Below are 25,679 nucleotides of genomic sequence, written 5' to 3'. Positions count from 1 at the left end.
AGCCGTGGTGCATGCCGCTCACCTCACGACGCACTTCCCGGCTCTCGTCCCGGCTCTCCTCCCGGCGCCTGCGGGCCGCTCTGCTCGCCGCCGCATCGGCAGGCATGCTCGCCGCTGCCACCGTGCCCGCGCCCGTGCCACTCGGCATCGGCGATCCGCTCTTCCCACATCTGGGCAACCCCGGGTACGACGTCCTCACGTACGACATCGCCTTCACCTACGGGGGATCCAACAGCAAGCCCCTGGAAGCCGTCACGAAGATCGACGCGCGGGCCACCCAGAGCCTGGAGCGGATCAATCTCGACTTCACCCACGGCAGCGTCCGGTCGGTCGAAGTGAACGGCCGCAGCGCCGATTTCACGACCGCCGAAGAGGACCTGGTGATCACCCCGCAGGCGGCTGTCGCCGAGGGCATGCCGCTGACGATCACCGTCAGCCACACCAGCGACCCGAACAGCAGCGTCCCCGGTGGCTGGGTACGTACCGCCGACGGGCTCGCGATGGCGAACCAGGCCGACGCGGCCCACCGCGTCTTCCCCTGCAACGACCACCCGGCCGACAAGGCGTACTTCACGTTCCGGATCACCGCGCCGGCCGAGCTGACAGCCGTCGCCAACGGCCTCCCCGTGGCGAAGGCCGGAGCCGGTGCGACCACCACCTGGACGTACCGCACCCGGCACCCGATGGCGACCGAGCTGGCGCAGGTCTCCATCGGCAAGTCGTCCATCGTCCACCGCGAGGGCCCGCACGGACTGCCTGTACGGGACGTCGTGCCCACGGCCGACCGCGAGCGCCTCGAACCCTGGCTCAAGAAGACCCCGGGGCAGATCGAATGGATGGAGAGCAAGATCGGGCGCTACCCGTTCGAGACGTACGGGGTGCTGGTCGCCTCCGCCACGACCGGATTCGAGCTGGAGACCCAGACGCTCTCTCTCTTCGAGAGAGAGCTGTTCACCCGTCCCGAGTTCCCGCAGTGGTACGTCGACTCGATCATGGTGCACGAGCTGGCCCACCAGTGGTTCGGCAACAGCGTCTCGCCGCGTGGCTGGTCGGACCTCTGGCTCAATGAGGGCCACGCCACCTGGTACGAGGCGCTGTACGCCGAGGAGCACGCCGCGAAGTCCCTGGAAACGCGCATGCGTGACGCGTACACGAAGTCCGACGGCTGGCGTGCGGCGGGCGGCCCGCCCGCGGCCCCCAGGCCGGCGGCCCCGGGACAGCAGCTCGGACTCTTCCGGCCGGTGGTCTACGACGGCAGCGCGCTGGTGCTCTACGCGCTTCGGCAGGAGATCGGCAACGAGGCGTTCGACCTGCTGGAACGGCTGTGGGTGGCCGAACACAAGGACGGCACGGCGACGACCGCGGACTTCACCGAGCTCGCCTCACAGGTCTCCGGGCGTGATCTCTCCGGCTTCTTCCAGGAGTGGCTGTACGGGGAGAAGACGCCGAAGATGCCCGGTCACGCGGACTGGCGCAGCGCGGCGCCGACGGCGACGCCCAAGGCGAAGCCGTAGAGCGAGGGCGTAAATCGGGGTGACGGCCCCGGAGACACCGTGGGACCATCGAAGGGCCGGTGAACGCCGCCGGTCCGGAACCCTTCGGGAATCTTCCGGGGCCGTCACACGTTGTGACCGGCGTATCGTACGTTCCGTACGGACTTCCCTCACCGATCGACGTAAGGATCCAATGACCTCCTCTTCATCCCCTTCCAAGGACGCGCAGAGCTTCGCGGACACCACCCGCACCGAGAGCCTTCGGGCCGATGCCCTGATGGAAGAGGACGTCGCCTGGAGCTACGAGATCGACGGAGAGCGGGACGGCGATCAGCTCGACCGCTCCGAGCGTGCCGCGTTGCGGCGTGTGGCGGGCCTCTCCACCGAGCTCGAGGACGTCACCGAGGTCGAGTACCGGCAGCTGCGCCTGGAGCGCGTCGTGCTCGTCGGTGTCTGGACCTCGGGGACCGCCCAGGACGCGGAGAACTCCCTCGCGGAGCTGGCCGCGCTCGCCGAGACGGCGGGTGCGCTCGTGCTCGACGGCGTCATCCAGCGCCGTGACAAGCCGGACCCGGCCACGTACATCGGCTCGGGCAAGGCGAGCGAGCTGCGTGACATCGTGCTCGAATCCGGAGCCGACACCGTCGTCTGCGACGGTGAGCTGAGCCCGGGCCAGCTGATCCACCTCGAGGACGTCGTCAAGGTCAAGGTGATCGACCGGACCGCCCTGATCCTCGACATTTTCGCGCAGCACGCCAAGTCCCGCGAGGGCAAGGCGCAGGTGGCGCTGGCACAGATGCAGTACATGCTGCCCCGGCTGCGGGGCTGGGGTCAGTCGCTGTCCCGGCAGATGGGCGGCGGCAAGGGCGGCGGTCTCGCCACCCGAGGCCCCGGTGAGACCAAGATCGAGACGGACCGGCGCCGGATCCGCGAGAAGATGGCGAAGATGCGCCGGGAGATCGCGGAGATGAAGACGGGCCGCGAGATCAAGCGCCACGAGCGCCGACGGAACAGGATCCCGTCGGTCGCGATCGCCGGCTACACCAACGCGGGCAAGTCCTCGCTGCTCAACCGCCTCACCGGCGCCGGTGTCCTGGTGGAGAACGCACTGTTCGCGACCCTCGACCCGACCGTGCGCCGGGCCGAGACCCCGAGCGGCAGGCTCTACACGCTGGCGGACACCGTCGGATTCGTCCGGCATCTGCCGCACCACCTGGTCGAGGCGTTCCGTTCCACCATGGAGGAGGTCGGCGAGTCCGACCTGATCCTGCATGTGGTGGACGGTTCGCACCCGGCTCCGGAGGAGCAGCTCGCCGCCGTGCGCGAGGTGATCCGCGAGGTCGGCGCGGTGGACGTGCCCGAGGTCGTGGTGATCAACAAGGCGGATGCGGCCGATCCGCTCGTGCTGCAGCGCCTGCTGCGGATCGAGCGGCACGCGATCGCGGTGTCGGCCCGTACGGGCAAGGGCATCAATGAGCTGGTCGCGCTGATCGACGCCGAACTGCCGCGGCCCGAGGTCGAGATCGAAGCTCTCGTGCCGTACACCCTGGGAGCACTGGTCTCCCGGGTGCACGCCGACGGCGAGGTGCTCTCCGAGGAGCACACCTCCGAGGGCACGCTGCTCAAGGCACGCGTCCATGAGGAACTGGCCGCGGCCCTCGAGCCGTACGTCCCGGTGACCCGCTGACCCTCGCGCGGATCGCGCGCTGAACGGCGAAGGCCCGCCCCCTCCGGCTTCTGGCGGAGGGGGCGGGCCTTCGGTCGTTCGTGGAGACGACCCGGGCGCCGGGGCCTACTGGCCCGCGAACTTCTCGGTCATCATGGTGTAGATCTGCTCGGCGCCCTCACCGAGGCGCGGTCCGGCCAGCCAGCCTGCCGTGACCGGGCCGATGGAGGTGTTGGAGACCAGCGCCAGCTTGCCGTTCGGCTGCTGGGTGAACCAGCCGCCACCCGAGGAGCCACCAGTCATGGTGCAGCCGATGCGCCACATCGTCGGGGTGGCGGGGCTGATGGACAGCCGGCCCGGACGGTCGACGCACTTGTGCATGATCAAGCCGTCGTACGGCGCTGCCGCCGGGTAGCCCCAGGCGCCCATCACGCCGATGTCCTTCGCCTCGGGCGCGTCGAAGTTGATGTCGAGGGCGACGCCCACGGTCTCTTCGAGGGACTTGCTGCCCTGCTGCGGCTTCACGTGCATGAGGGCGTAGTCGTACGGAGCACCCTCTCCACCGGTCGGCCCGCCCTGGGAGATCCACTCACCCGAGGTCGAAACCCAGTCCGCCCAGTAGGAGCCGTACGGGGCGATCTCCTGCGGCTGCGCGTTCTCCAGCTGCGCCGGGGACTTGCCGAGGTCGTTGTAGGCGGGGACGAAGATGATGTTGCGGTACCAGCCGCCTTCCTTGCCGGCGTGCACGCAGTGGCCCGCGGTCCACACCATGTTGGACTTGCCCGGGTTCTTCGGGTCCTTGACCACGGTCGCCGAGCAGACCATGGAGCCCTCGGGCGCATCGAAGAACACCTTGCCGACCGGCGCCGCGTTCTCGTGGTACGGCTTCTTCTCCGGCTCGGCCTGGACGGGCGCCGGCTCCGGGTCCGTGACGCCCTGGTCGCCCGAGAAGTCTCCGGCGGCCATGGTCTTCTGCGGAGACTTGGCCTCCTTCATCCGCTCCGGCTTCCACAGGCCGTCGATCACCGGGTTGACGAAGTCCTTGGCCTCACGCAGCCACTTGTCCTTCTCCCAGTTCTTCCACTCGCCGTTCTTCCACTTCTCCGGGTCGACGCCGTGCTCCTTGAGCTTGTCGGCCAGGTCGGCGGGGATCTCGGCGTTACCGCCGTTGCCCCCGGCGGGCGTGGAGGCGGCGGGTTTGCCGGACGCGTCGTTCTCCGTCGGGCCGCAGGCCGTGGCCGTCAGTGAGAGCGCCGCGGCGAGGCCGACGGCGGCCAGCAGCGGACGAATGGATCGCATGGAAACGATTCCCCCTGTGTATTGCGTCAGTGCGCGTATTGCCATGAACGTGTCACATGTTTGGGCGAGCCCAGACATACGAAAGGGGCGGTCCGCCGTGGGACCGCCCAGAGTGCGCCCCCTACTCTATGCCGCTGTCGCCACGGGGAGTCGCGATCGCCCGGGACCTGCACGGAGTCTCCACGCCCCTGACGGGGGAGCTGCACGGCAAGAAGCGTATGGGGCCCTCGGATGTGCTCCGAAGGCCCCATACGTCGAGTGCTACCTACTCCGTGTCAGCGGCGATGTCCTACCGGCCCGCGAACTTCTTGCTGACCGCGTCGAAGACGCCCTTGGCCTCCACTCCCAGGCGCGGTCCGGCCAGCCACCCGGCCGTCACGGGGCCGATGGAGGTGTTCGACACCAGCGCGGGCTTGCCGTCCTGACCGGCCGCGACCCAGCCGCCGCCGGACGAACCACCGGTCATCGTGCAGCCGATCCGGTACATCGTCGGCTCGTTCGCCTTGATGGACAGTCGGCCCGGCTTGTCCTCGCACTGGAACAGCTTCTGGCCGTCGTACGGCGGGGCCGCCGGGTAGCCGGTCGCCGTCATGCTGCTGATCTTCGGCGCGGCCGGGGCGTTGAACTCCACCGGAAGCGCGGAACCGACCGTCTCCTCGAGGGACTTGCCGCTGCTGCCCTTCTCCGGGGTCACGTGGAGCACCGCGAAGTCGTACGGCGCGCCCTGGCCGCCCGTCGCAGCGCCCTGGGAGATCCACTGGTCGGAGGTCTGCGCCCAGTCACCCCACCACACGCCGAACGGAGCGATCTGCTCCTTGGGAGTGTTCTCCAACTCGGCCGTGGGCTTGCCGCCGTTGTTGTACGAGGGGACGAAGGCGATGTTGCGGTACCAGCCGCCTTCCTTGCCGGCGTGCACGCAGTGGCCCGCGGTCCACACCATGTTGGACTTGCCCGGGTTCTTCGGGTCCTTGATCACGGTCGCGGAGCAGACCATCGAACCCTCGGGGCCGTCGAAGAAGACCTTCCCGGCCTCGGCGGCGTTGTCGTGGTAGGGAGTGCTGACAGCCTTCGCCTCGACCACCTTGGGAGTGGGGTCGGTGACACCCTCGTCGCCGGAGATGTCCTCCTCCTCGACCGGCTTGTCGGGCTGCTCGGCGTCCCGCATCCGGTCCGGGTCCCAGAGGTCCTCGATGATCGGGTTGACGAAGTCCTTGGCCTCACGGAGCCACTTGTCCTTGTCCCAGTTCTTCCACTCCCCGTTCTTCCACTTCTCCAGGTCGATCCCGTGCTCCTTGAGCCGCTCCTTGAGATCGTCCGGGACCGTGATCTTCCCGTCGGCGGACTGGCTGGCGGCCGGGGCACTGGGCTTGTCGCCCGCGTTGTTCTCGCTGGGGCCGCAAGCCGTGGCGGTGAGAGCGAGAGCCGCGGCGACAGCGGCGGCGGCGAACACCGGAGAGGTTCTGCGACCGCCACTCCTCCCACGGTGTGCGGCGAAGGTCGGGCGATTGAATCGCATGTCGTGATCCCCCTGGGACTTCATAAGTTCTCTACGTACTGAAACGACCGTGCTCGAACGCGCCGAAACTCGCTGAACACGAACTGCTCGTGCACTCCCGGCCGTACTGACCAGTGCAGGAGTGCGGCCCCCCACTATGCCGGTGCCGATGGGGACGGCGTGCGGCAGGTCCGTGGTTCCGCGCCGCAAGGATCTTCCGAATGACCGTGATCTCCCGCTTCCGGCGTCGTTGGTACGTACGGGGGACACAAGGTCAGCGTTCAGCCCCACGGTGCGGGCCTGTTGATTCCGTGCCGATGTGGAACGCAACTGTGACAGCAGGAGGACCCAGAGCCGTGGCCGTGACCGAACCCGCCCCGGTGGCACAACCCGCCGCGTACGAAGGGATCCTGCGGCGCCAGTCGCTGCGTGAGTCGGCGGCGCGGACATACGCGCGCTCGCTGCCCATCGTTCCCGTACGGGCCAGGGGACTGACGATCGAGGGCGCGGACGGCCGCAGGTACCTCGACTGTCTTTCGGGGGCGGGGACCCTGGCGCTCGGCCATAACCACCCCGTTGTGCTGGAAGCGATCAAAAAGGTGCTCGACTCCGGGGCGCCGTTGCACGTCCTCGACCTGGCCACTCCGGTCAAGGACGCCTTCACCACCGAGCTGTTCGCGACCCTGCCGCGTCCGCTCGCCGACAACGCCCGCATCCAGTTCTGCGGACCCGCCGGTACGGATGCGGTCGAAGCGGCGCTCAAGCTCGTCCGCACCGCGACCGGCCGCAACGGACTGCTCACCTTCACCGGGGCCTACCACGGCATGACCGCCGGAGCCCTCGACGCCTCGGGCGGCGCCACCGACGTCCGCGTGACCCGGCTGCCCTACCCGCAGAACTACCGTTGCCCCTTCGGGACCGGCGGGGAGCGCGGCGCCGAACTCGCCGCCCGCTGGACCGAGAACCTGCTCGACGACCCCAAGGGCGGTGTCCCCGCACCGGCCGGGATGATTCTCGAGCCGGTGCAGGGCGAGGGCGGCGTCATCCCCGCGCCCGACGCCTGGATGCGCCGGATGCGTGACATCACCGCGACCCGCTCCATCCCGCTCATCGCCGATGAGGTCCAGACGGGCGTCGGCCGAACCGGCACCTTCTGGGCGGTCGAGCACAGCGGGATCATCCCCGACGTGATGGTTCTGTCGAAGGCCATCGGCGGCTCCCTTCCCCTCGCCGTCATCGTCTACCGGTCGGATCTCGACGCCTGGCAACCCGGCGCCCACGCCGGTACGTTCCGCGGCAACCAGCTCGCCATGGCCGCGGGCGCCGCCACCCTGGCGTACGTCCGCGAGAACCGCCTCGCCGAACGGGCCGCCACCCTCGGCGCCCGCATGCTCGGCCGGCTCCAGGGCCTCGCCGCCACCCACCCCGGCATCGGGGACGTACGAGGCCGGGGTCTCATGATCGGCGTCGAACTCGTCGACCCGGACGCGGTCGACCCACGTGCGGACGCCCCACCGACCGACGCCGCCCTCGCCGCCGCTGTCCAGCAGGAATGCCTGGCCCGCGGACTCATCGTCGAACTCGGCGGGCGCCACTCGGCCGTTGTGCGCCTCCTGCCTCCTCTCACGCTCACCGACGAACAAGCCGTCGCTGTCCTCGACCGCTTCGCCGACGCCCTGGCCGCGGCCGAACGCTCGCCGCACCGCAGGAACGAAACCGGACCGTCTCACTGATCCGGACGACATCACAAGGAAGTCCCCCGTGAACCCCACCTCCGCATCCGACTCTCCCGAGCCCGACGGCGACCCCACCGCCCAGCACAGAGGGCAGAGCGGGAATCGCGGCCCCCTGATGGTCGAGCAGGCGACGGTGCCGCGACAGTTGTCGGGGTCCCCCGGCGAACGGACAGTCCCCGAATCTCCCCGGACTCCCACCCCCGCGACGGTCCCCGCGACGGTCCCCGCGGCGGCCCCCGACCCGCTGGACCACCCCGACCCCCACGTCGCGGCGGACGCAGCGGCAGTGGAGAGCCTGCTGCGCTGCTGGGTACGGGAGAACGACCTCGCGCGGCCGGACGGGCCCACCCTGCGCATCCCGCTCGAAGCCAGTGGCACAGCCCTGCACGTACCGGTCCGGTACTGGTCTGCCGCCGGCTGGCACCGCTTCGGTTCGCCCGCGCTGGAGGGCGGCCCTCGCGATGCCCCGACGGCCGATGCCGTCACCGTCGCCGCTCTCCTCACCCGCGAGGGCCGACAGGCACAGCCTGCCGAAGGTGCCGACCTGGTCGGCAGGGTCGCCGACTCGACCCGGCGCACAGCCGACTTCATCGCCGACCGACGCCGATACCCCGCACCCCACCCCGACGCCGACCTGTTCCTCACGGCCGAGCAGTCACTGATCCTCGGCCACCCGCTCCACCCCACACCCAAGAGCCGCGAGGGGCTCTCCGAGGCCGAGGTCCGTCTCTTCTCGCCCGAGTTGTACGGCTCCTTCCCGCTCCACTGGGTGGCCGTCGACCGCTCCGTCCTGGCCACCGAATCGGCCTGGACGGAGAACGGCCGTATCCTCCCCGCCGAACAGCTCACCGCACGCCTTGCCGGGGATATCCAACTCCCCTCCGGCACCGTGCCCTTGCCGCTCCATCCCTGGCAGGCCCGCGAACTGGCCCACCGCCCCGCCGTGGCAGCCCTCCTAGACGCCGGCCTCCTCCACGATCTCGGTCAGGCCGGCGAGCCCTGGCATCCCACCTCGTCGGTCCGCACCGTCCACCGGCCCGGCGCTCCCGCCATGCTCAAGCTCTCTCTCGGCGTACGCATCACCAACTCCCGTCGGGAAAACCTCCGCAAGGAACTCCACCGCGGCGTGGAGGTCCACCGCCTGCTCCGCAGCGGCCTGGCCCAGGAATGGCGGGCCGTCCACCCCGGCTTCGACATCGTCCGCGACCCCGCCTGGCTCGCCGTCGACACCCCCGACGGTCTGCCCGTGCCAGGACTCGACGTCATGCTGCGCCACAACCCGTTCGGCATCAGCGACGACGCTGTCTGCATCGCCGGCCTCACCGCCCCCCGGCCCTGGCCAGGCCGAGCCCGGATGCACTCACGTCTCGCCGACCTCGTGAGCCGGCTCGCGACCCGCACGGGACGGCCCGTCGGAGCCGTCGCCGCCGAGTGGTTCCTGCGCTACCTCGACCACGTCGTGCGCCCGGTGCTCTGGCTCGACGGCACAGCGGGAGTCGCCCTCGAAGCCCACCAGCAGAACACACTGGTAATCCTCGACCCCGAAGGCTGGCCGGTCGGCGGACGCTACCGCGACAACCAGGGCTACTACTTCCGCGAGTCCCACCGCGCCGCGCTCAAGCGCAGACTCCCCGGCATCGGCGGTTCCAGCGACACCTTCGTGCCCGACACCGTCACCGACGAACGCTTCGCCTACTACCTCGGTATCAACAACGTCCTCGGCCTGATCGGCGCCTTCGGTTCGCAGCGCCTCGCCGACGAGCGTGTCCTCATCGCAGCCTTCCGTCAGTTCCTCACCTCGGCCACAGCCCTGGGCTCGCCTCTCGCCACGCAGCTCCTGGAGACCCCCACCCTGCGATGCAAGGCCAACCTGCTCACCCGACTCCACGGCCTCGATGAACTCGTCGGCCCCGTGGACACCCAATCCGTCTACGTCACCATCACCAACCCCCTCCATTCCTGAAGGACATCAGCCCTTCCGACCTGCCGAGAGGAGAGCGCCACCCATGCCCCCCACCGACGCGGACACCGACTCCACCCCCTGTCCCGGCGAGGGCGTCGAGGACACCTTGGACCTGCGGCTGCCCGACGAACTCCTCACGCTGTTCGGACGGGACCAACCGGCCGGGGCCGCCTCTTCCTCCTCCCCCCGGTCCCTCACCGCGCCGCGCGACGGGGGCCCGGCCGGCGATGACCTCCTGGACACTCTCGCCGACTGGAGTGCGGCCACCACCCCCGTCGGTTCCTTCCAGCTCGTCCCTGTCCGTATCGAACGCGATCTGGGGCGCATCGCCCGCTGGATGAACGATCCCGCCGTCGCCGCCTTCTGGGAACTGTCCGGCCCGGAGTCGGTCACCGCCGCCCATCTGCGCACCCAGCTGGACGGTGACGGCCGTAGCATCCCGTGCCTCGGCGTCCTCGACGGCACCCCCATGAGCTACTTCGAGATCTACCGCGCCGACCTCGACCCCCTCGCTCGCCACTACCCGGCCCGCCCCCACGACACCGGCATTCACCTCCTCATCGGAGGCGTCGCCGACCGCGGGCGCGGCCTCGGCACCGTACTGATGCGAGCCGTCGCCGACCTCGTGCTCGACAACCGTCCACGCTCGGCTCGCGTCGTCGCCGAACCCGACCTACGCAACACCCCTTCCGTGTCCGCCTTTCTGAGCGCCGGATTCCGCTTCTCGGCGGAAGTCGACCTCCCCGACAAGAGGGCCGCGCTCATGGTCCGCGACCGCGCCCTGCGGAGTCTGCTGTGAACGACCCTCTGACTTACATACACCGCTCGTCCCGCATCGGTTCCACTCGAGGAGTCCCCGTGCCGAAGTCCCCCGCCGTCCCTGACTCCGACGAGGCGCCCGCCCTGCTCGCCCCCGCCGAGCTGAACCCGGAATCATGGCTGCGGGCAGCCCGCCGTCTCCTCGCCAAGATGGTCGGCGAATTCGCGTACGAGGAACTCATCGAGCCGCTCCCGCAGGGCGCCGACGACCACTACACACTCCCGCTCGACGACGGCGAGACCCTCACCTTCCGCGCCCGGCGCGGCGCGTACGGCAGCTGGCGCGTCGCGCCCGACTCGCTCAGCAGCGCAGGCAAGCCCTTCGGCGACCCGCTGCAATTCCTCGTCCGGGCCCGCCGCACGCTCGACATCGACGGCGCCACCCTCGGCCATCTCATCCGTGAACTGAACACGACACTCGCCGCGGACTGCAGGCTCGACCACACCGCGCTCCCCGCCGCCCGGCTGGCCGACCTCGATTACGCCGCACTCGAAGGACACCAGACGGGCCACCCCTGGCTCGTCCTCAACAAGGGCCGTATCGGCTTCTCCGCCCGCGACGCCGCCCGATGGGCCCCGGAGGCCCGCGTTCCGGCACGCCTTCCCTGGATCGCGGTCAGCACCAGCTGCGCCTCGTACCGCGGAGTGCCGGGGCTCGCCACGCCCGACCGCCTCTATGCCAGGGAACTCGATCCCGCCGTTCGTGACGGATTCGCCGCCGAACTCCGCTCCCGGGGCCTCGACCCCGACAGCTATCTCTTTCTGCCGGTGCACCCATGGCAGTGGGACCAGGTGCTGCTTCCCCTCTTCGCGGGCTCCGTCGCGCGAGGCGAGATCGTCCCGCTGACCACGGACGGCGATCTGCGTCTGGCGCAGCAGTCCGTCCGCACCTTCCTCAATACGGACCGGCCCGACCGCCACACGGTCAAGCTCCCGCTCTCCGTGCTCAACACCCTCGTCTGGCGCGGTCTGCCCACCGAACGCACCCTCGCGGCACCGGCCGTCACCACCTGGGTGCACGCGCTGCGCGACGCCGATCCGTTCCTGCGGGACGACTGCGGTGTCATCCTGCTCGGCGAGGTCGCGTCCGTCACCGTCGAGCACCCGCACTACGACCGTCTTCCCGAGGTCCCGTACCAGTACAAGGAGCTCCTCGGGGCGATCTGGCGGGAACCTCTGCGCCTGCCACCCGGCGAGCGGGCGCGTACGCTCGCCTCGCTCCTGCACACCGACCCGAGCGGGCGTGCCTTCACCGCCGAGCTGGTCGAACGCTCCGGACTCGCCCCCGCCGCATGGCTCCGGCACCTCTTCGCCGCGATGCTGCCGCCGCTGCTCCACTTCCTCTACCGCTACGGCACCGTGTTCTCCCCCCACGGGGAAAACGCCATCGTCGTCTTCGACGACCACGACGTTCCGGTACGGCTCGCGATCAAGGACTTCGTCGACGACGTGAACGTGAGTGCTCAGCCGCTGCCGGAGCACGAGTCGATGCCCGACGACGTCCGGGCGGTCCTGCTGACCGAGGAGCCCACTTTCCTCACCCAGTTCATCCACGCCGGACTCTTCGTCGGAGTCTTCCGGTTCCTCGCCCCCCTCTGCGAGGACCACCTGGGAGTGCCGGAGAGCGACTTCTGGTCCCTCGTGCGGGCGGAAATCCTCCGTCACCAGGCCCGCTTCCCCGAGCTCAAGGACCGTTACGAGATGTTCGACCTGCTCACTCCCCGTATCGAACGTCTCTGCCTCAACCGCAACCGACTGCACCTCGACGGCTACCGAGACCGGCCGCAGCGCCCGCACGCCGCGGTACACGGCACGGTCGCCAACCCCCTCGGCGTGGGCTGAAGGCCATGCGGGTACCGGTGTGTGATCGTGCTGTCAGTGGCGCACCGTAGGCTGGACGGCCTATGACGAAGCCATCCCTCCCCGAGCTCCTCCACGCCGCCGTCGCAGCCGTCGGCGGGATGGAGCGGCCAGGCCAGGTCACCATGGCCGAGTCCGTGGCCGCAGCCATTGACGACGGGTCCCATCTGCTCATCCAGGCCGGCACGGGCACCGGAAAGTCCCTCGGCTATCTGGTGCCGGCCCTGGCCCACGGGGAGCGTGTCGTCGTGGCCACCGCGACACTGGCGCTGCAGCGCCAGCTCGTGGAGCGCGACCTGCCGAGGACCGTGGACGCGCTGCATCCGCTGCTGCGCCGCCGTCCCGAGTTCGCCATGCTCAAGGGCCGGTCGAACTATCTCTGCCTGCACCGCCTCCATGAGGGCGTCCCGCAGGAGGAGGAGGACGGGCTTTTCGACCCCTTCGAGTCCGCCACGCCCACCAGCAAGCTCGGCAAGGATCTGCTGCGCATGCGTGACTGGGCGGACGAGACGGAGACTGGCGATCGTGACGATCTCACCCCGGGCGTCTCCGACCGGGCGTGGTCACAGGTCTCCGTGTCCTCCCGCGAGTGTCTGGGCGCCAGCAAGTGCGCCTACGGGGCCGAGTGCTTCGCCGAGATGGCCAGGGAGCGCGCCAAGCTCTCCGACGTGGTGGTGACGAACCACGCCCTCCTGGCCATCGACGCGATCGAGGGCGCGCCGGTGCTGCCGCAGCACGAGGTGCTGATCGTCGACGAGGCCCATGAGCTGGTCTCCCGGGTGACCGGTGTCGCGACCGGGGAACTGACCCCGGGGCAGGTCAACCGGGCCGTGCGCCGTGCCGCGAAGCTGGTCAACGAGAAGGCCGCCGATCAGCTCCAGACCGCCGCCGAGACCTTCGAGCGGCTGATGGAGCTCGCGCTCCCGGGTCGTATCGAGGAGATCCCGGAGGACCTCGCATACGCGCTGATGGCGCTGCGCGACGCGGCTCGTACGGTCATCTCGGCGCTCGGCTCGACCAGGGACAAGTCCGTCCAGGACGAGGACGCCGTGCGCAAGCAGGCTCTCGCCTCCATCGAGAGCATTCACGACGTGGCCGAGCGCATCACCAATGGCTCCGAGTACGACGTCGTCTGGTACGAGCGGCACGACCGCTTCGGCGCGTCCCTGCGGGTTGCGCCCCTGTCCGTCTCCGGGCTGCTCCGCGAGAAGCTCTTCGCGGACCGGTCGGTGGTCCTGACGTCGGCGACGCTCAGGCTCGGCGGTGACTTCAACGGCGTCGGCGCCTCACTCGGGCTGGCGCCCGAAGGCACCGAGGGCGAGGACGTGCCCGTCTGGAAGGGCGTCGACGTCGGCTCGCCCTTCGACTACCCGAAGCAGGGAATTCTCTACGTCGCCAAGCATCTGGCCCGCCCCGCGCGCGACGGTGACCGCGGCGACATGCTCGACGAGCTCACCGAGCTGATCCAGGCAGCGGGTGGCCGCACGCTCGGCCTGTTCTCCTCGATGCGGGCTGCTCAGCTCGCGGCCGAGGAGCTGCGCTCCCGCATTCCTGAGTTTCCGATCCTGTTGCAGGGCGAAGAGACGCTGGGCGAGCTGATCAAGAATTTCGCGGCCGATCCGAAGACGTGTCTCTTCGGCACGCTCTCGCTCTGGCAGGGCGTGGATGTCCCGGGCCCCAGCTGTCAGCTGGTCGTCATGGACAAGATCCCCTTCCCTCGCCCCGACGACCCGCTGATGAGCGCGCGCCAGAAGGCGGTCGAGGAGGCCGGAGGCAACGGCTTCATGGCGGTCGCGGCCACGCACGCGGCGCTGCTGATGGCGCAGGGCGCCGGCCGTCTCGTACGGGCCGTAGGGGACCGCGGTGTGGTCGCCGTGCTGGACCAGCGACTGGCCACGGCCCGCTACGGCAGCTATTTGAAGGCGTCACTGCCCGACTTCTGGTACACCACGGACCGTAACCAGGTGCGCCGTTCCCTGGCGGCGATCGACGCCACGGCCAAAAAGGACGACAAGTAGGGCCGACGCGGCCCATACGAGCCGCAACCATCACCCGCACGAGCCGCAACCATCAATTGAGCAACCCCATGGCGCTCAGCCACCTCCGCCTAACCGGCGCCGGTTGAGGTGCAAAGGCAGGGCCCCGGGACCGGCGCAGTGGGTCCCGGGGCCCGGTCAGGGGCGACGAGGTGAACTCACACTCGTCGAAGCACCGCCACCACCTTGCCGAGGATCGTCGCCTCGTCACCGGGGATCGGCTGGTAGGCCGCGTTGTGCGGGAGCAGCCACACGTGGCCGTCCTCGCGCTTGAAGCGCTTGACCGTGGCCTCGCCGTCGAGCATCGCCGCGACGATGTCACCGTTCTCCGCGACGGGCTGGCGGCGGACCGTCACCCAGTCACCGTCGCAGATCGCGGCCTCGATCATGGAGTCACCCACGACCTTCAGCACGAACAGTTCACCGTCGCCGACCAGCTGCCGGGGGAGCGGGAAGACGTCCTCGACCGACTCCTCCGCGAGGATCGGCCCTCCGGCGGCGATCCGCCCGACCAGAGGCACGTACGACGCGGCGGGCTTGCCGGTCGTGTCCGTCGTCTGGGTGGCCGGCTGGTCGGAGCCACGCACCTCGTACGCGCGCGGCCGGTGCGGGTCGCGGCGTAGGAAGCCCTTGCGCTCAAGAGCCATCAGCTGGTGCGCGACCGACGAGGTGCTGGACAGGCCCACGGCCTGACCGATCTCACGCATCGACGGCGGGTATCCGCGCCGCTGCACGGAGTCTCGGATGACCTCGATGACCCTCCGCTGCCGGTCTGTGAGACCCGAGCTGTCCGCGCGGATCCCTGGAGGTCGGCCGGGCAGCGAACGCGTAGGTCGCGAGGGCTCGGCCCCTTCCGGGGTCGTGGCTGCGTCGTTCATGGCATGCACCGGCTCGAATCGATTCTGGGAGCGGTCCTGGGCAGTGATGGTGGCACTGTCTGCGGTGGTGGTCACGTCGGCCCCTCTCGAAATGGTCTCCCTAGCTGGACAACGGTAGTTGCTTTCGAAAGGTTGCGCCAAACACACGTTCGAGTGAAAAATCGCAGATAACCTGACGCATGGATATGACCGGGTGTATACGCGGGGCCGTGCTCGTCGCCAGTCGTTCGGGTTGTCACGGTAACCTTCACGGCCGGGCGTGAGGCCTCAGGGGCCTCTTCCCAGTGTGTCATCCATGCCCCCGGAGGCAGGGGAGCCGCGCGTCTCCCGTACCCTCGTGGCCGACCGGGTCCGCCCGCTCCGCGCGACACGCGCTGGGACGCGAAAGGCGGCTGAACCCCAGATCTAGTGGTTGGATTGGTCCGGCCGCCCAGAAGTTGTGGTCCCCGGTCATCAAGGCTGTGGCTATCGCCTATGCTTGAGCCTGCTTCGAGGGGGGTCTGACCGCCTCTGTCGGGGCTATTCAGTCGTGCTGTGAAGGAGGGTTGGGAGCCATGCACTGCCCCTTCTGCAGGCACCCCGACAGCCGCGTCGTCGACAGCCGGACAACGGACGACGGCACGTCGATCCGGCGCCGCCGCCAGTGCCCCGACTGCTCCCGTCGATTCACGACGGTGGAGACCGCGTCACTGATGGTGATCAAGCGCAGCGGTGTGACCGAACCCTTCAGCCGCACCAAGGTCATCTCCGGAGTGCGGAAGGCGTGCCAGGGGCGGCCGGTCACCGAGGACGCCCTCGCCCAGCTCGGCCAGCGGGTCGAGGAGGCGGTGCGCGCCACCGGCAGCGCCGAGCTGACCACCCACGACGTGGGGCTGGCCATACTCGGCCCGTTGCAGGAGCTCGACCTCGTCGCGTACCTGCGCTTCGCGTCCGTGTACCGAGCGTTCGATTCGCTCGAAGACTTCGAGGCCGCCATCGCGGAGCTCCGCGTGCGGCGGCCACCCGCAGAGGCTTGCGGGCCCGGCGTGACCCCTGAGGTCCCCGTGCCCGCCACCGCCGCCGACTGATCGGCCCGGCCCCCGGCGAGGGGCCTGGTGATCGGCCGCAGTGCGGCAATAGGACCTGTCACGGGCGTTCTGCGCGGCGCCCGGGCATCAGACAAAGACTGTGCCACGGGAAGATCTGGGCACTTTAGGGCGTTTTTGCCCGTATATGGGAGGCGGCATGACAGAGACGACGAGCGGCCCGGCACGAGGCTCCCGCTCCAAGGGATCCAAGGCCGCAGCGGCCCGCCAGGGTCTGCGTATCGAGCGAGTCCACACCACCCCCGGCGTGCATCCGTACGACGAGGTGGTCTGGGAGCGCCGTGACGTCGTCATGACCAACTGGCGCGACGGCTCGGTCAACTTCGAGCAGCGTGGCGTCGAGTTCCCCGACTTCTGGTCGGTGAACGCGGTCAACATCGTCACCAGCAAGTACTTCCGCGGTGCTGTCGGCACCCCGCAGCGGGAGACCGGTCTCAAGCAGCTCATCGACCGGATCGTGAAGACGTACCGCAAGGCCGGTGAGGACTACAACTACTTCGCCTCGCCCGCAGACGCGGAGATCTTCGAGCACGAGCTGGCGTACGCCCTCCTGCACCAGATCTTCAGCTTCAACTCGCCGGTGTGGTTCAACGTCGGCACGCCCCAGCCGCAGCAGGTGTCCGCCTGCTTCATCCTGTCCGTCGACGACTCCATGGAGTCGATCCTCGACTGGTACAAGGAAGAGGGCATGATCTTCAAGGGCGGCTCCGGCGCCGGCCTGAACCTCTCCCGCATCCGCTCCTCCAAGGAGCTGCTCTCCTCCGGCGGCAACGCCTCCGGCCCGGTCTCCTTCATGCGTGGCGCCGACGCCTCCGCAGGAACGATCAAGTCGGGTGGCGCCACGCGCCGCGCCGCGAAGATGGTCATCCTCGACGTCGACCACCCCGACATCGAGGGCTTCATCGAGACCAAGGTCAAGGAGGAGGAGAAGATCCGCGCGCTGCGCGACGCGGGCTTCGACATGGACCTGGGCGGCGACGACATCACGTCCGTCCAGTACCAGAACGCCAACAACTCGGTCCGTGTGAACGACGAGTTCATGAAGGCCGTCGAGGCCGGCGGAAAGTTCGGACTGCGCGCCCGCATGACCGGCGAGGTCATCGAGGAGGTCGACGCCAAGAGCCTCTTCCGCAAGATGGCCGAGGCCGCCTGGGCCTGCGCCGACCCGGGCATCCAGTACGACGACACCATCAACCACTGGCACACCTGCCCCGAGTCCGGCCGGATCAACGGCTCGAACCCGTGCAGCGAGTACATGCACCTGGACAACACCTCGTGCAACCTCGCCTCGCTGAACCTGATGAAGTTCCTCAAGGACGACGGCAAGGGCAGCCAGTCCTTCGACGTCGAGCGCTTCGCCAAGGTCGTCGAGCTGGTGATCACGGCGATGGACATCTCCATCTGCTTCGCCGACTTCCCGACCCAGAAGATCGGTGAGAACACCCGCGCCTTCCGCCAGCTCGGCATCGGTTACGCCAACCTCGGCGCCCTGCTCATGGCCACCGGCCACGCGTACGACTCCGACGGCGGCCGCGCCCTGGCCGGCGCGATCACCTCCCTGATGACGGGTACGTCGTACAAGCGCTCCGCCGAGCTCGCCGCGGTCGTCGGCCCTTACGACGGCTACGCCCGCAACGCCGAGCCGCACCAGCGCGTCATGAAGCAGCACGCCGACGCCAACACCAAGGCCGTCCGCATGGACGACCTGGACACCCCGATCTGGGCCGCCGCCACGGAGGCCTGGCAGGACGTGATCCGCCTCGGCGAGAAGAACGGTTTCCGCAACTCCCAGGCGTCCGTCATCGCCCCGACCGGCACCATCGGTCTCGCGATGTCCTGCGACACCACCGGCCTCGAGCCCGACCTCGCGCTGGTCAAGTTCAAGAAGCTGGTCGGCGGCGGCTCGATGCAGATCGTCAACGGCACGGTCCCGCAGGCGCTGCGCCGCCTCGGCTACCAGCAGGAGCAGATCGAGGCGATCGTCGCCCACATCGGTGAGCACGGGAACGTGATCGGCGCCCCGGGTCTGAAGACCGAGCACTACGAGGTCTTCGACTGCGCCATGGGCGAGCGTTCCATCTCCGCCATGGGCCACGTCCGCATGATGGCCGCCATCCAGCCGTGGATCTCGGGCGCGCTCTCCAAGACGGTCAACATGCCGGAGTCGGCGACCGTCGAAGAGGTCGAGGAGATCTACTTCGAGGCGTGGAAGATGGGCGTCAAGGCGCTCGCGATCTACCGCGACAACTGCAAGGTCGGCCAGCCGCTCTCCGCGAAGAAGAAGGAGACCGAGAAGGCCGAGATCACCGCGAAGTCCGAGGAGACGATCCGGGCAGCGGTCGAGAAGGTCGTCGAGTACCGCCCGGTCCGCAAGCGCCTCCCGAAGGGCCGCCCGGGGATCACCACCTCCTTCACGGTCGGCGGCGCCGAGGGCTACATGACGGCGAACTCCTACCCGGACGACGGTCTCGGCGAGGTCTTCCTGAAGATGTCCAAGCAGGGCTCCACCCTCGCAGGCATGATGGACGCCTTCTCCATCGCCGTCTCGGTCGGTCTGCAGTACGGCGTGCCCCTGGAGACGTACGTCTCGAAGTTCACCAACATGCGCTTCGAGCCGGCCGGTATGACGGATGACCCGGACGTGCGGATGGCCCAGTCGATCGTCGACTACATCTTCCGTCGCCTGGCGCTGGACTTCCTGCCCTTCGAGACCCGCTCGGCGCTCGGCATCCACTCCGCCGAGGAGCGTCAGCGCCACCTGGAGACCGGGTCGTACGAGCCCGCGGACGACGAGGTCGACGTGGAGGGCCTGGCCCAGTCGGCTCCTCGCCAGACGGAGACGCTGAAGGCGGTCGTCGCCCCGAAGGCGGAGATCCCGGCTCCGAAGGAGGCGCACACCTCCGCCGAGCTCGTCGAGATGCAGCTCGGCATCAGCGCGGACGCGCCGCTCTGCTTCTCGTGCGGGACGAAGATGCAGCGGGCCGGCTCCTGCTACATCTGCGAGGGCTGCGGCTCCACCAGCGGCTGCAGCTGAGCCGACGGCGGGCGCGGACGGGTAGTCCGCGAACCCGGCGGACAGTGAAGTGAAGGGCGGGTACCGGCTGTGGGCCGGTACCCGCCATTCGTGTGGTTTGACAGCGAGCAGTGTGCTGAAGGGGCGCTCTCAGAAGGAGGCGGCGCCCATCAGTCCCGCGAACTCCGTCGGATCGGCGGTGAAGCCGCTGACGGACGTACGCAGCCGCCATCCGCCGGTGCCGTCCCGAGTGAACTCCGCGATGGTCGCGGCAGTGGCGCCGGGGACACCCGAGAGATCGTCTTTCGCCAGCTCGACGGGCCCTTCGAGTATCCGGACACCGGTGTTCGTGATGTCGGAGAACGTCTTCTCACCGCTGTGCTGCTGTATGACCACGCCCACGACGACCCGTGCGTACGTGTCGGCCAGCCGGTCGAGTTCCAGAGTCATGACCTCGTCGGAGCCGAAGCCCTGGCCGGTCCGGCTGTCCCTGTTGAGGGTGATCGTGCCGTCGGGCGACCGGCTGCCGAAGTGCACCAGGTAGGCGGGCTTGCCGTGCGGAACGTCTGCCGTGTAGGTCGCGGCGACGATGTCGAGATCGTTGGCCGGTGTACCGATCGGGCTGGGGTCCCACTTGAGCGTCACCTGGACCTTCCGGAGCCCTTTGCTGAGACTGCTCACCCTGCTTCCCTTCCTCGTGGACGGCCGGTGCGGACGTCAACGCCCCTGCGAATGGCCCATGTTGTCACGCGTACGCGTTCGGACCGCGCACAGTTCGGGCCGAGATTGGTCAGTGCGGAATGCGCCGGGGCGACCGCTGTTGAGCGACCTCGTCACGGAAGAGCTCGATGGCGCTGCTGACCTGACGCATCAACTGCGTGTGCTCGATACGATCGAGATACAGGCAACGCTGGGCCAATCCCTCCAGTTCGAAGGCGAAGTAGAACGACATCAATGGATTGATGAACAGTTCACTGCCTCGGGTGCGTGAAGTGAACTGAACGTCTCCGAACGAGCCGCGGACCGCAGCGGCTATGGAGCCGTTGACGATGCTCGGATGGTCGGGATTGTGTGCCTGGGCGTGCGCCACGGCGTCCAGGAACAGGGCACCTTCCCGGGAAGACCGGGACACGGAAAAGCCGCCCAGGTAGGCGCCGTCACGCTCCAGAGCGGCGATGTTCTCCAGGACCAGTCCATGGCTCACCCCGTGGTAGGCGTCCACGCCGAATCCGAGAGAGAGGACCAGCCGTTCGGGTACGTCGATGCCATGGAGGGCCGCGACACTGGTGAGGTCCTCCTCGGGGGTGCCCAGCCCTGATTCGTCGCCCCGCATGAGGATGTCGGTCCCGCCGTCGACCAGGACGACCGCGTCGATCTCGTACCGCTCGATCAGCGCCCGGTAGGCGGCGCGCAGCGGCTGCACGCCCACCCGGGCGAACGCGTGGACCGTGCTGGGGTAGCCGTGCAGCGAGAGCCACTGGGCGAGCGTGCGCTCCGGGAAGTACGTCTGGTGGAGCGCGGTGGAGGGGGTGACGATCGCGACGTCGGGAGCGAGCCAGGAGTCGATCGGCAGCCCTTCGACGGCGCTGAACGAAAGATTGGCCAGATGCACTTGTTTGCCCTGGTGGAGCAAGGAGAGGGCCACAGGCAGCCCGGCGTAGATGTCGAAACCCCCGCCCGCGCCGACGACGAGTATCCGCTCGGCGGAGTCGAGGCGTGCGAAGAGCGGGTTCAGATGGAGCGCGGTCATGGTGATCATTCTGTGCGGGAAGGGTCGCCGGCGGGTATCGCCTTCTTCCGGAGAGTGACCAGGGCCACGTTCCGGGCCGTACGATGGCGCGGTGCTGGTCAAGTGGATTCGCTGCACCGTGGTGGACCGTCGAGGTTTCGAGCGGGGGCAGCGGAAGTGGGCGGGGCTGCTGGGTGAGCCGGGATTCCGGGGGCAGGGCGGAGGGTGGAGCCGGTCGCGGCCGGGCGTCGCGCATGTCTTCTCGTTCTGGGAGACCCGTGCCTTCTACGACTCGTTCATGGCGCGCTCCCACGATCGGCTGGCCACCGCGCAGTCGGGCACGTACAAGGACCTCCAGGTCAAGTTGTTCGACCATCGCTTCGACGTGAAAACGGGCTTCGAGCCGCGTTTCACCGACGCCGACGTGGTGCGCGTAGCGCACTGCAAGGTGCACGAGGACCGGGTCGAGCACTTCTCTCTGATGCAGGAGAAGGTGTGGAATCCGGCCATGGCGGGGTCGCCGGGGATGCTGCGAGGGCTGTTCGGCGAGGCTCCTGGGAGCGAATTCCTGGTGTTGTCGATGTGGCAGTCCGCCGCAGAGCACGGCAAATACCGGGTGGAGCGGGTGGAGCGGCTCTCGCTGCGGGCGCAGACGGACGCCGACGTCGCAGCGCTGGCCGGAGACGTCGTGCAGCTCGAGGCTTCCTGGACGGTGTGACCGCCGGTACGCCGGATGGGGGCCGGACAGCTGCTCGACGAGGCCAGGTTCGATCTAGGGTTTCTCCTATGGCACGACCGCGGCGCATCGTTCTTGTCCGGCATGGAGAGTCGGAGGGAAATGCGGACGACTCGGTGTACGAGCGCGTGCCCGACCACGCTCTGCGGCTCACCGAGCGGGGGTGGCGCCAGGCCGAAGAGGCCGGAGCGCGGCTGCGCGAGGTGTTCGGGCGGGAGCGGGTCAGCGTCTATGTCTCGCCCTACCGCCGTACGCGCGACACCTACCGAGCGCTCCGACTGGACCCGGAACTGGTGCGGGTCAGGGAGGAACCGAGACTGCGCGAGCAGGACTGGGGGAACTGGCAGGACCGGGACGATGTCCGTCTGCAGAAGACCTATCGCGACGCGTACGGGCACTTCTTCTACCGGTTCGCCCAGGGCGAGTCGGGCGCCGATGTGTACGACAGAGTGGGCTCGTTCCTGGAGAGCCTCTACCGGAGCTTCGAGGCGCCCGATCATCCGCCGAACGTTCTGCTCGTCACCCACGGACTGACGATGCGGCTGTTCTGCATGCGCTGGTTCCACTGGACGGTGGACGAGTTCGAATCGCTCTCGAATCCGGGCAATGGCGAGATGCGCATGCTGCTGCTCGGTGAGGACGGGCGGTACGGACTGGACCGGCCTTTCGAGCGCTGGCGAACCCCGGGAACCGAACGGGACCACCGGATAGAGTGGCCGAGCGATGACCGCTGACACTTCTCCCGAATCTCCAGAATCTCCCGAACCTTCCGGCTCCCCCGACTCTCCTGAGTCCTTCGGCTCCCTCGAGCGGCGCTTCGCGCGCGCCATGGCCAGCCTGCGCGGGCTGTCCGTAGGAGACGCCCTGGGCTCTCAGTTCTTCGTCCCGGCGAACTACCCGCTGCTCAAGCAGCGCGAACTGCCTCCCGGCCACTGGCAGTGGACCGACGACACCGAGATGGCCTGCTCCGTCCTGGCAGTGCTCGCCGTCCATGGCCGGATCGACCAGGACGCACTTGCGCGTTCCTTCGCCGTCCACCATGACTTCGACCGTGGTTACGGGCCGGCCGTGAACCGGATGCTCCGGCTCATTCGCGAAGGCGGCGACTGGCGAGAACTCGCCGCGGGGCTGTTCAACGGCCAGGGCTCGTGGGGTAATGGTGCTGCGATGCGCATCGCCCCGCTCGGTGCGTGGTACGCCGACGACCCCGAGCAGGCCACGCACCAGGCCGAGATCTCCTCGTACACCACGCATCAGCACCGCGAGGCGGTCGTGGGCAGCATGGCGGTGGCCGCGGCCGCTGCGCTGGTCGCCGCACCATCCGGTCCGCCTGCGCCGGGCGACCTGCTCGACGGGGTCATCGCTCTGGTTCCGCGGAGCGCGGTGGGGGCAGGGCTGCGTCGGGCGCGCGACATGCTCGACTACGACGACGCCGGGACGGTCGCCGCAGTCCTCGGCAGCGGACGCCGTACGAGCGCGCACGACACGGTGCCGTTCGCGCTCTGGTCGGCCGCCCGGGCGCTCGGTGACTTCGAGGAAGTGTTCTGGACGACCGCGCAGGTGGGCGGAGACACCGACACGACCTGCGCGATCGCAGGGGGAGTGGTGGCCGCGGCCGGGGCTCCGCCGGCGGCCTGGCTGGACCGGACCGAGGCATTGCCGGGTTGGCTGCCCGCCGAGGTCGGCTGAGGGTCCGCCGGTCATCGGGCAGCGGATGACTGTCACGGTCATGCCACAGGATGGCCTCGTCGGGCCGGGCCACCGCGCCCGAGGGCTACCCTTCGGCCACGCCGCTGCTTGGATCATGACGGGCGCGCGCCGACGAGGTACCGGGCTGTATGTGTGGCCACCCGGCCGCACAGGGGCACCGGTCGGGAGGGGATCCCGTGCCAGACGTACCGCCCATATCGCCACCGTCCTCCGGGCCGGATCCGGAGTGGCGCCGCGATGGTGAGCTGCCGGAATCGGATCGGGGTCCGGACCAGGTCCGAGCTCAGGATCCGGGCCAGGACCGGGACTCGGGCCAGGTTCAGGACCGGGACTCGGACCCTGTGCGGTGGCAGCAGCCGGCACCAACCGGCCCCGTGCGTGTACCGCCATCACCGTGGCGACCGCCCGTGCAGCCGCCCAAGCCCCGGTTCGCCCGTATACGCCCCCGCCGGCCGGGATCCGCCCGCCCGGCGACGCTCTGGTGCGCCCTGGCCACCGCACTGCTCAGCGCGCTGCTGCTCGGCGACGGGCTCGGCGTGAACCTGCTGATCGTGGCCGTCTCCGCAGCGCTCGCCGCGGCCTTCCCCGCCTTGGCGGCAGGCCGCAGACTCCGTCCCTGGACCCTGGTCTGGGCGGTCGGCGGCCTCGGCCTCCTGGCCGTTCCGGCGCTCCGTGACGCGGGCTGGCCCACCTTCCTCGCCGTTGCCTCCGCCCTGGCGCTCGGCTCACTGGCTCTGCACGGCGGGCGTACCTGGCCGGGTGTGGTGCTCGGCTCCGTCGGCGTGCTCGAAGCACTCGGCACCGGTCCGGTCTGGGGCTGGCGGGGCCTGCGTGAGCGCGCGAGCGCGTCGGACGGCCGCTGGGCGCCCATGGTTCGTACGATCGCGGTGGCGGCCGCCCTGGTGATCGTGTTCGGCGCACTGTTCGCAGGAGCTGACGCCGCGTTCGCCGATCTGCTCGGTGAGCTGATCCCGGATGTTTCGCTCATCGACGGCCCCTGGCGCTTCTTCCTCTTCCTGGTCGGGCTGGCCGGAGCGCTCGCCGCGGCACGGACCGCAGCGGCTCCGGTTCGATGGGACCGCCTCGTCGTCCGTCCCGGCAGGGCGAGAGGGCGGGTGGAATGGGCGCTTCCGCTCGTCGTCCTCAACCTGCTCTTCGCGGCCTTCATCGCGGTCCAGCTCGCCGTCCTTTTCGGCGGCTACGACACGGTGCTGCGCGAAACCGGCCTCAGCTACGCCGAGTACGCACGTCAGGGCTTCTGGCAGCTGCTCTGGGTCACGCTGCTCACCCTCCTTGTCATCGGGCTCGCGCTGCGCTGGGCTCCGCGCGACGGCGTACGCGACCGCGGCCTGGTGCGCACCGTCCTGGGAACGCTCTGTGTGCTCACTCTGGTCGTGGTGGCGTCCGCGCTGCGGAGGATGGACCTGTACGTCGACGCGTACGGGCTGACGCGGCTGCGCGTATCGGTGGCCACGATGGAGCTGTGGCTCGGCCTCGTGATCGCCCTGATCATCGCAGCAGGGGTCTTCGGGAGCCGCTGGCTGCCCCGCGCGATCGCGGGCAGCGCAGCGGCCGCCGTGCTCGCCTTCGGCCTCGCGTCCCCCGACGCGCTGATCGCCGAGCGGAACGTGCAGCGCTACGAGAGAACTGGCAAGATCGACGTCCGCTATCTGGGCAACCTGTCGGCGGACGCCGTGCCCGCTCTCGACCGGCTTCCGGAGCCCCTACGGTCCTGCGCCTTGAGGCTGACGGCGCTCGACCTCGAAGGCGCGGACGAACCCTGGTACGCGACCAGTTGGGGGGTGGCCCGTGCCCGGGAGATCCTGGACGAGCGGCCCGCCGAGACCGATGCCGCAGGTTGCCTGGAGGAAGACCGGCGGTACGGCGAGGACCGCGACGCTTACGACGATGACGCCGAGTTCCACGGCGGCGAGGACGGCTCCGGCGACTACGACCCAGGAACCGGTGAGGACTGAGCACGGCCCCGCCAGTGAGGGCGAGATCCGGGTTTCGCACTGCGTGCGGTGCTTCACGAGTACGATGCATCTGCGACCTGCGATCTCAGTGCCGATGGTCGGCGGGGTTGTCGAACCCTCGGTCCACCTCTGTCTGATTGGCGGCGAATCGCGGTGCAGCGCGGGATGTTGTCCGACCTGACCGG

Annotated in this window: 17 protein-coding genes and 1 pseudogene; 13 read left to right on the top strand and 5 right to left on the bottom strand. The window is 69.2% G+C overall.

Annotated features, from left to right (window positions below):
- Positions 1–11 precede the first annotated feature (11 nt).
- Both ABT342_RS17315 and hflX read left to right on the top strand, forming a co-directional pair.
- Complete coding sequence (locus tag ABT342_RS17315; RefSeq protein ID WP_351573771.1) at positions 12–1,514, top strand: M1 family metallopeptidase; 1,503 nt, start codon at positions 12–14, stop codon at positions 1,512–1,514.
- A gap of 172 nt (positions 1,515–1,686) precedes the next feature.
- Positions 1,687–3,180: a GTPase HflX gene (gene hflX, locus ABT342_RS17310; protein WP_351573768.1), complete on the top strand. Its 1,494-nt coding sequence runs from the start codon at positions 1,687–1,689 to the stop codon at positions 3,178–3,180.
- 105 nt (positions 3,181–3,285) lie between these two features.
- On the opposite strand, the gene ABT342_RS17305 is transcribed toward hflX, so the two are convergent.
- Complete coding sequence (locus ABT342_RS17305) at positions 3,286–4,458, bottom strand: trypsin-like serine peptidase (RefSeq protein WP_351573766.1); 1,173 nt, start codon at positions 4,456–4,458, stop codon at positions 3,286–3,288.
- Between the two features lie 289 nt (positions 4,459–4,747).
- A complete protein-coding gene (locus ABT342_RS17300; protein ID WP_351573764.1) occupies positions 4,748–5,974 on the bottom strand; it encodes a trypsin-like serine peptidase in 1,227 nt (408 codons plus the stop codon).
- A 335-nt stretch (positions 5,975–6,309) separates the two neighbouring features.
- Between ABT342_RS17300 and ABT342_RS17295 the strand changes: the two genes are divergently transcribed.
- From ABT342_RS17295 to ABT342_RS17275, 5 genes are all read left to right on the top strand, one after another.
- Positions 6,310–7,686: a diaminobutyrate--2-oxoglutarate transaminase family protein gene (locus ABT342_RS17295; protein WP_351573762.1), complete on the top strand. Its 1,377-nt coding sequence runs from the start codon at positions 6,310–6,312 to the stop codon at positions 7,684–7,686.
- 28 nt (positions 7,687–7,714) lie between these two features.
- Entirely contained in the window at positions 7,715–9,652 is a 1,938-nt protein-coding gene (locus ABT342_RS17290; RefSeq protein WP_351573760.1) for an IucA/IucC family protein, read from the top strand.
- A 43-nt stretch (positions 9,653–9,695) separates the two neighbouring features.
- Complete coding sequence (locus ABT342_RS17285; protein ID WP_351573758.1) at positions 9,696–10,451, top strand: GNAT family N-acetyltransferase; 756 nt, start codon at positions 9,696–9,698, stop codon at positions 10,449–10,451.
- Between the two features lie 59 nt (positions 10,452–10,510).
- Complete coding sequence (locus ABT342_RS17280) at positions 10,511–12,313, top strand: IucA/IucC family protein (RefSeq protein WP_351573755.1); 1,803 nt, start codon at positions 10,511–10,513, stop codon at positions 12,311–12,313.
- A gap of 62 nt (positions 12,314–12,375) precedes the next feature.
- A complete protein-coding gene (locus ABT342_RS17275; RefSeq protein ID WP_351573752.1) occupies positions 12,376–14,349 on the top strand; it encodes an ATP-dependent DNA helicase in 1,974 nt (657 codons plus the stop codon).
- Between the two features lie 176 nt (positions 14,350–14,525).
- Here ABT342_RS17275 and lexA read toward each other — a convergent pair whose 3' ends face one another.
- A complete protein-coding gene (gene lexA / locus ABT342_RS17270; protein WP_351573749.1) occupies positions 14,526–15,320 on the bottom strand; it encodes a transcriptional repressor LexA in 795 nt (264 codons plus the stop codon).
- Between the two features lie 479 nt (positions 15,321–15,799).
- Between lexA and nrdR the strand changes: the two genes are divergently transcribed.
- Together nrdR and ABT342_RS17260 are read left to right on the top strand one after the other, a co-directional pair.
- The gene (gene nrdR, locus ABT342_RS17265; RefSeq protein ID WP_351573746.1) at positions 15,800–16,312 is read left to right on the top strand and encodes a transcriptional regulator NrdR; all 513 of its coding nucleotides are present in this window, start codon (positions 15,800–15,802) and stop codon (positions 16,310–16,312) included.
- 157 nt (positions 16,313–16,469) lie between these two features.
- Positions 16,470–19,364 carry a vitamin B12-dependent ribonucleotide reductase gene (locus ABT342_RS17260; protein WP_351573743.1) on the top strand — a complete coding sequence of 965 codons (2,895 nt, stop codon included), beginning with the start codon at positions 16,470–16,472 and terminating at the stop codon, positions 19,362–19,364.
- Between the two features lie 129 nt (positions 19,365–19,493).
- Here the strand turns inward: ABT342_RS17260 and ABT342_RS17255 are convergent, their stop codons facing one another.
- Positions 19,494–20,024 carry a TerD family protein gene (locus ABT342_RS17255; RefSeq protein WP_351573740.1) on the bottom strand — a complete coding sequence of 177 codons (531 nt, stop codon included), beginning with the start codon at positions 20,022–20,024 and terminating at the stop codon, positions 19,494–19,496.
- A gap of 109 nt (positions 20,025–20,133) precedes the next feature.
- Positions 20,134–21,093 carry a DUF1152 domain-containing protein gene (locus ABT342_RS17250; RefSeq protein ID WP_351573737.1) on the bottom strand — a complete coding sequence of 320 codons (960 nt, stop codon included), beginning with the start codon at positions 21,091–21,093 and terminating at the stop codon, positions 20,134–20,136.
- 91 nt (positions 21,094–21,184) lie between these two features.
- On the opposite strand from ABT342_RS17250, the gene ABT342_RS17245 reads away from it, so the two are divergent.
- The 4 genes and pseudogenes from ABT342_RS17245 to ABT342_RS17230 all read left to right on the top strand — a co-directional run bounded on the left by ABT342_RS17245 (position 21,185) and on the right by ABT342_RS17230 (position 25,494).
- The gene (locus tag ABT342_RS17245; protein ID WP_351573734.1) at positions 21,185–21,790 is read left to right on the top strand and encodes a YdbC family protein; all 606 of its coding nucleotides are present in this window, start codon (positions 21,185–21,187) and stop codon (positions 21,788–21,790) included.
- Between the two features lie 68 nt (positions 21,791–21,858).
- Positions 21,859–22,519, top strand: a pseudogene (locus ABT342_RS17240) (histidine phosphatase family protein).
- Between the two features lie 12 nt (positions 22,520–22,531).
- Positions 22,532–23,497, top strand: coding sequence for an ADP-ribosylglycohydrolase family protein (locus ABT342_RS17235; protein WP_502965560.1), 966 nt, complete (start codon positions 22,532–22,534; stop codon positions 23,495–23,497).
- 149 nt (positions 23,498–23,646) lie between these two features.
- On the top strand, positions 23,647–25,494 hold the full coding sequence (locus tag ABT342_RS17230) for a DUF4153 domain-containing protein (protein ID WP_351573728.1): 1,848 nt from the start codon (positions 23,647–23,649) through the stop codon (positions 25,492–25,494).
- Positions 25,495–25,679 lie beyond the last annotated feature (185 nt).

Source organism: Streptomyces sp. NPDC000410, assembly GCF_040300305.1.
In the GTDB taxonomy this organism is placed as follows: domain Bacteria; phylum Actinomycetota; class Actinomycetes; order Streptomycetales; family Streptomycetaceae; genus Streptomyces.
Note: the sequence above shows the minus strand (reverse complement) of the source record. Positions and strands in the feature narration are given on the sequence as shown.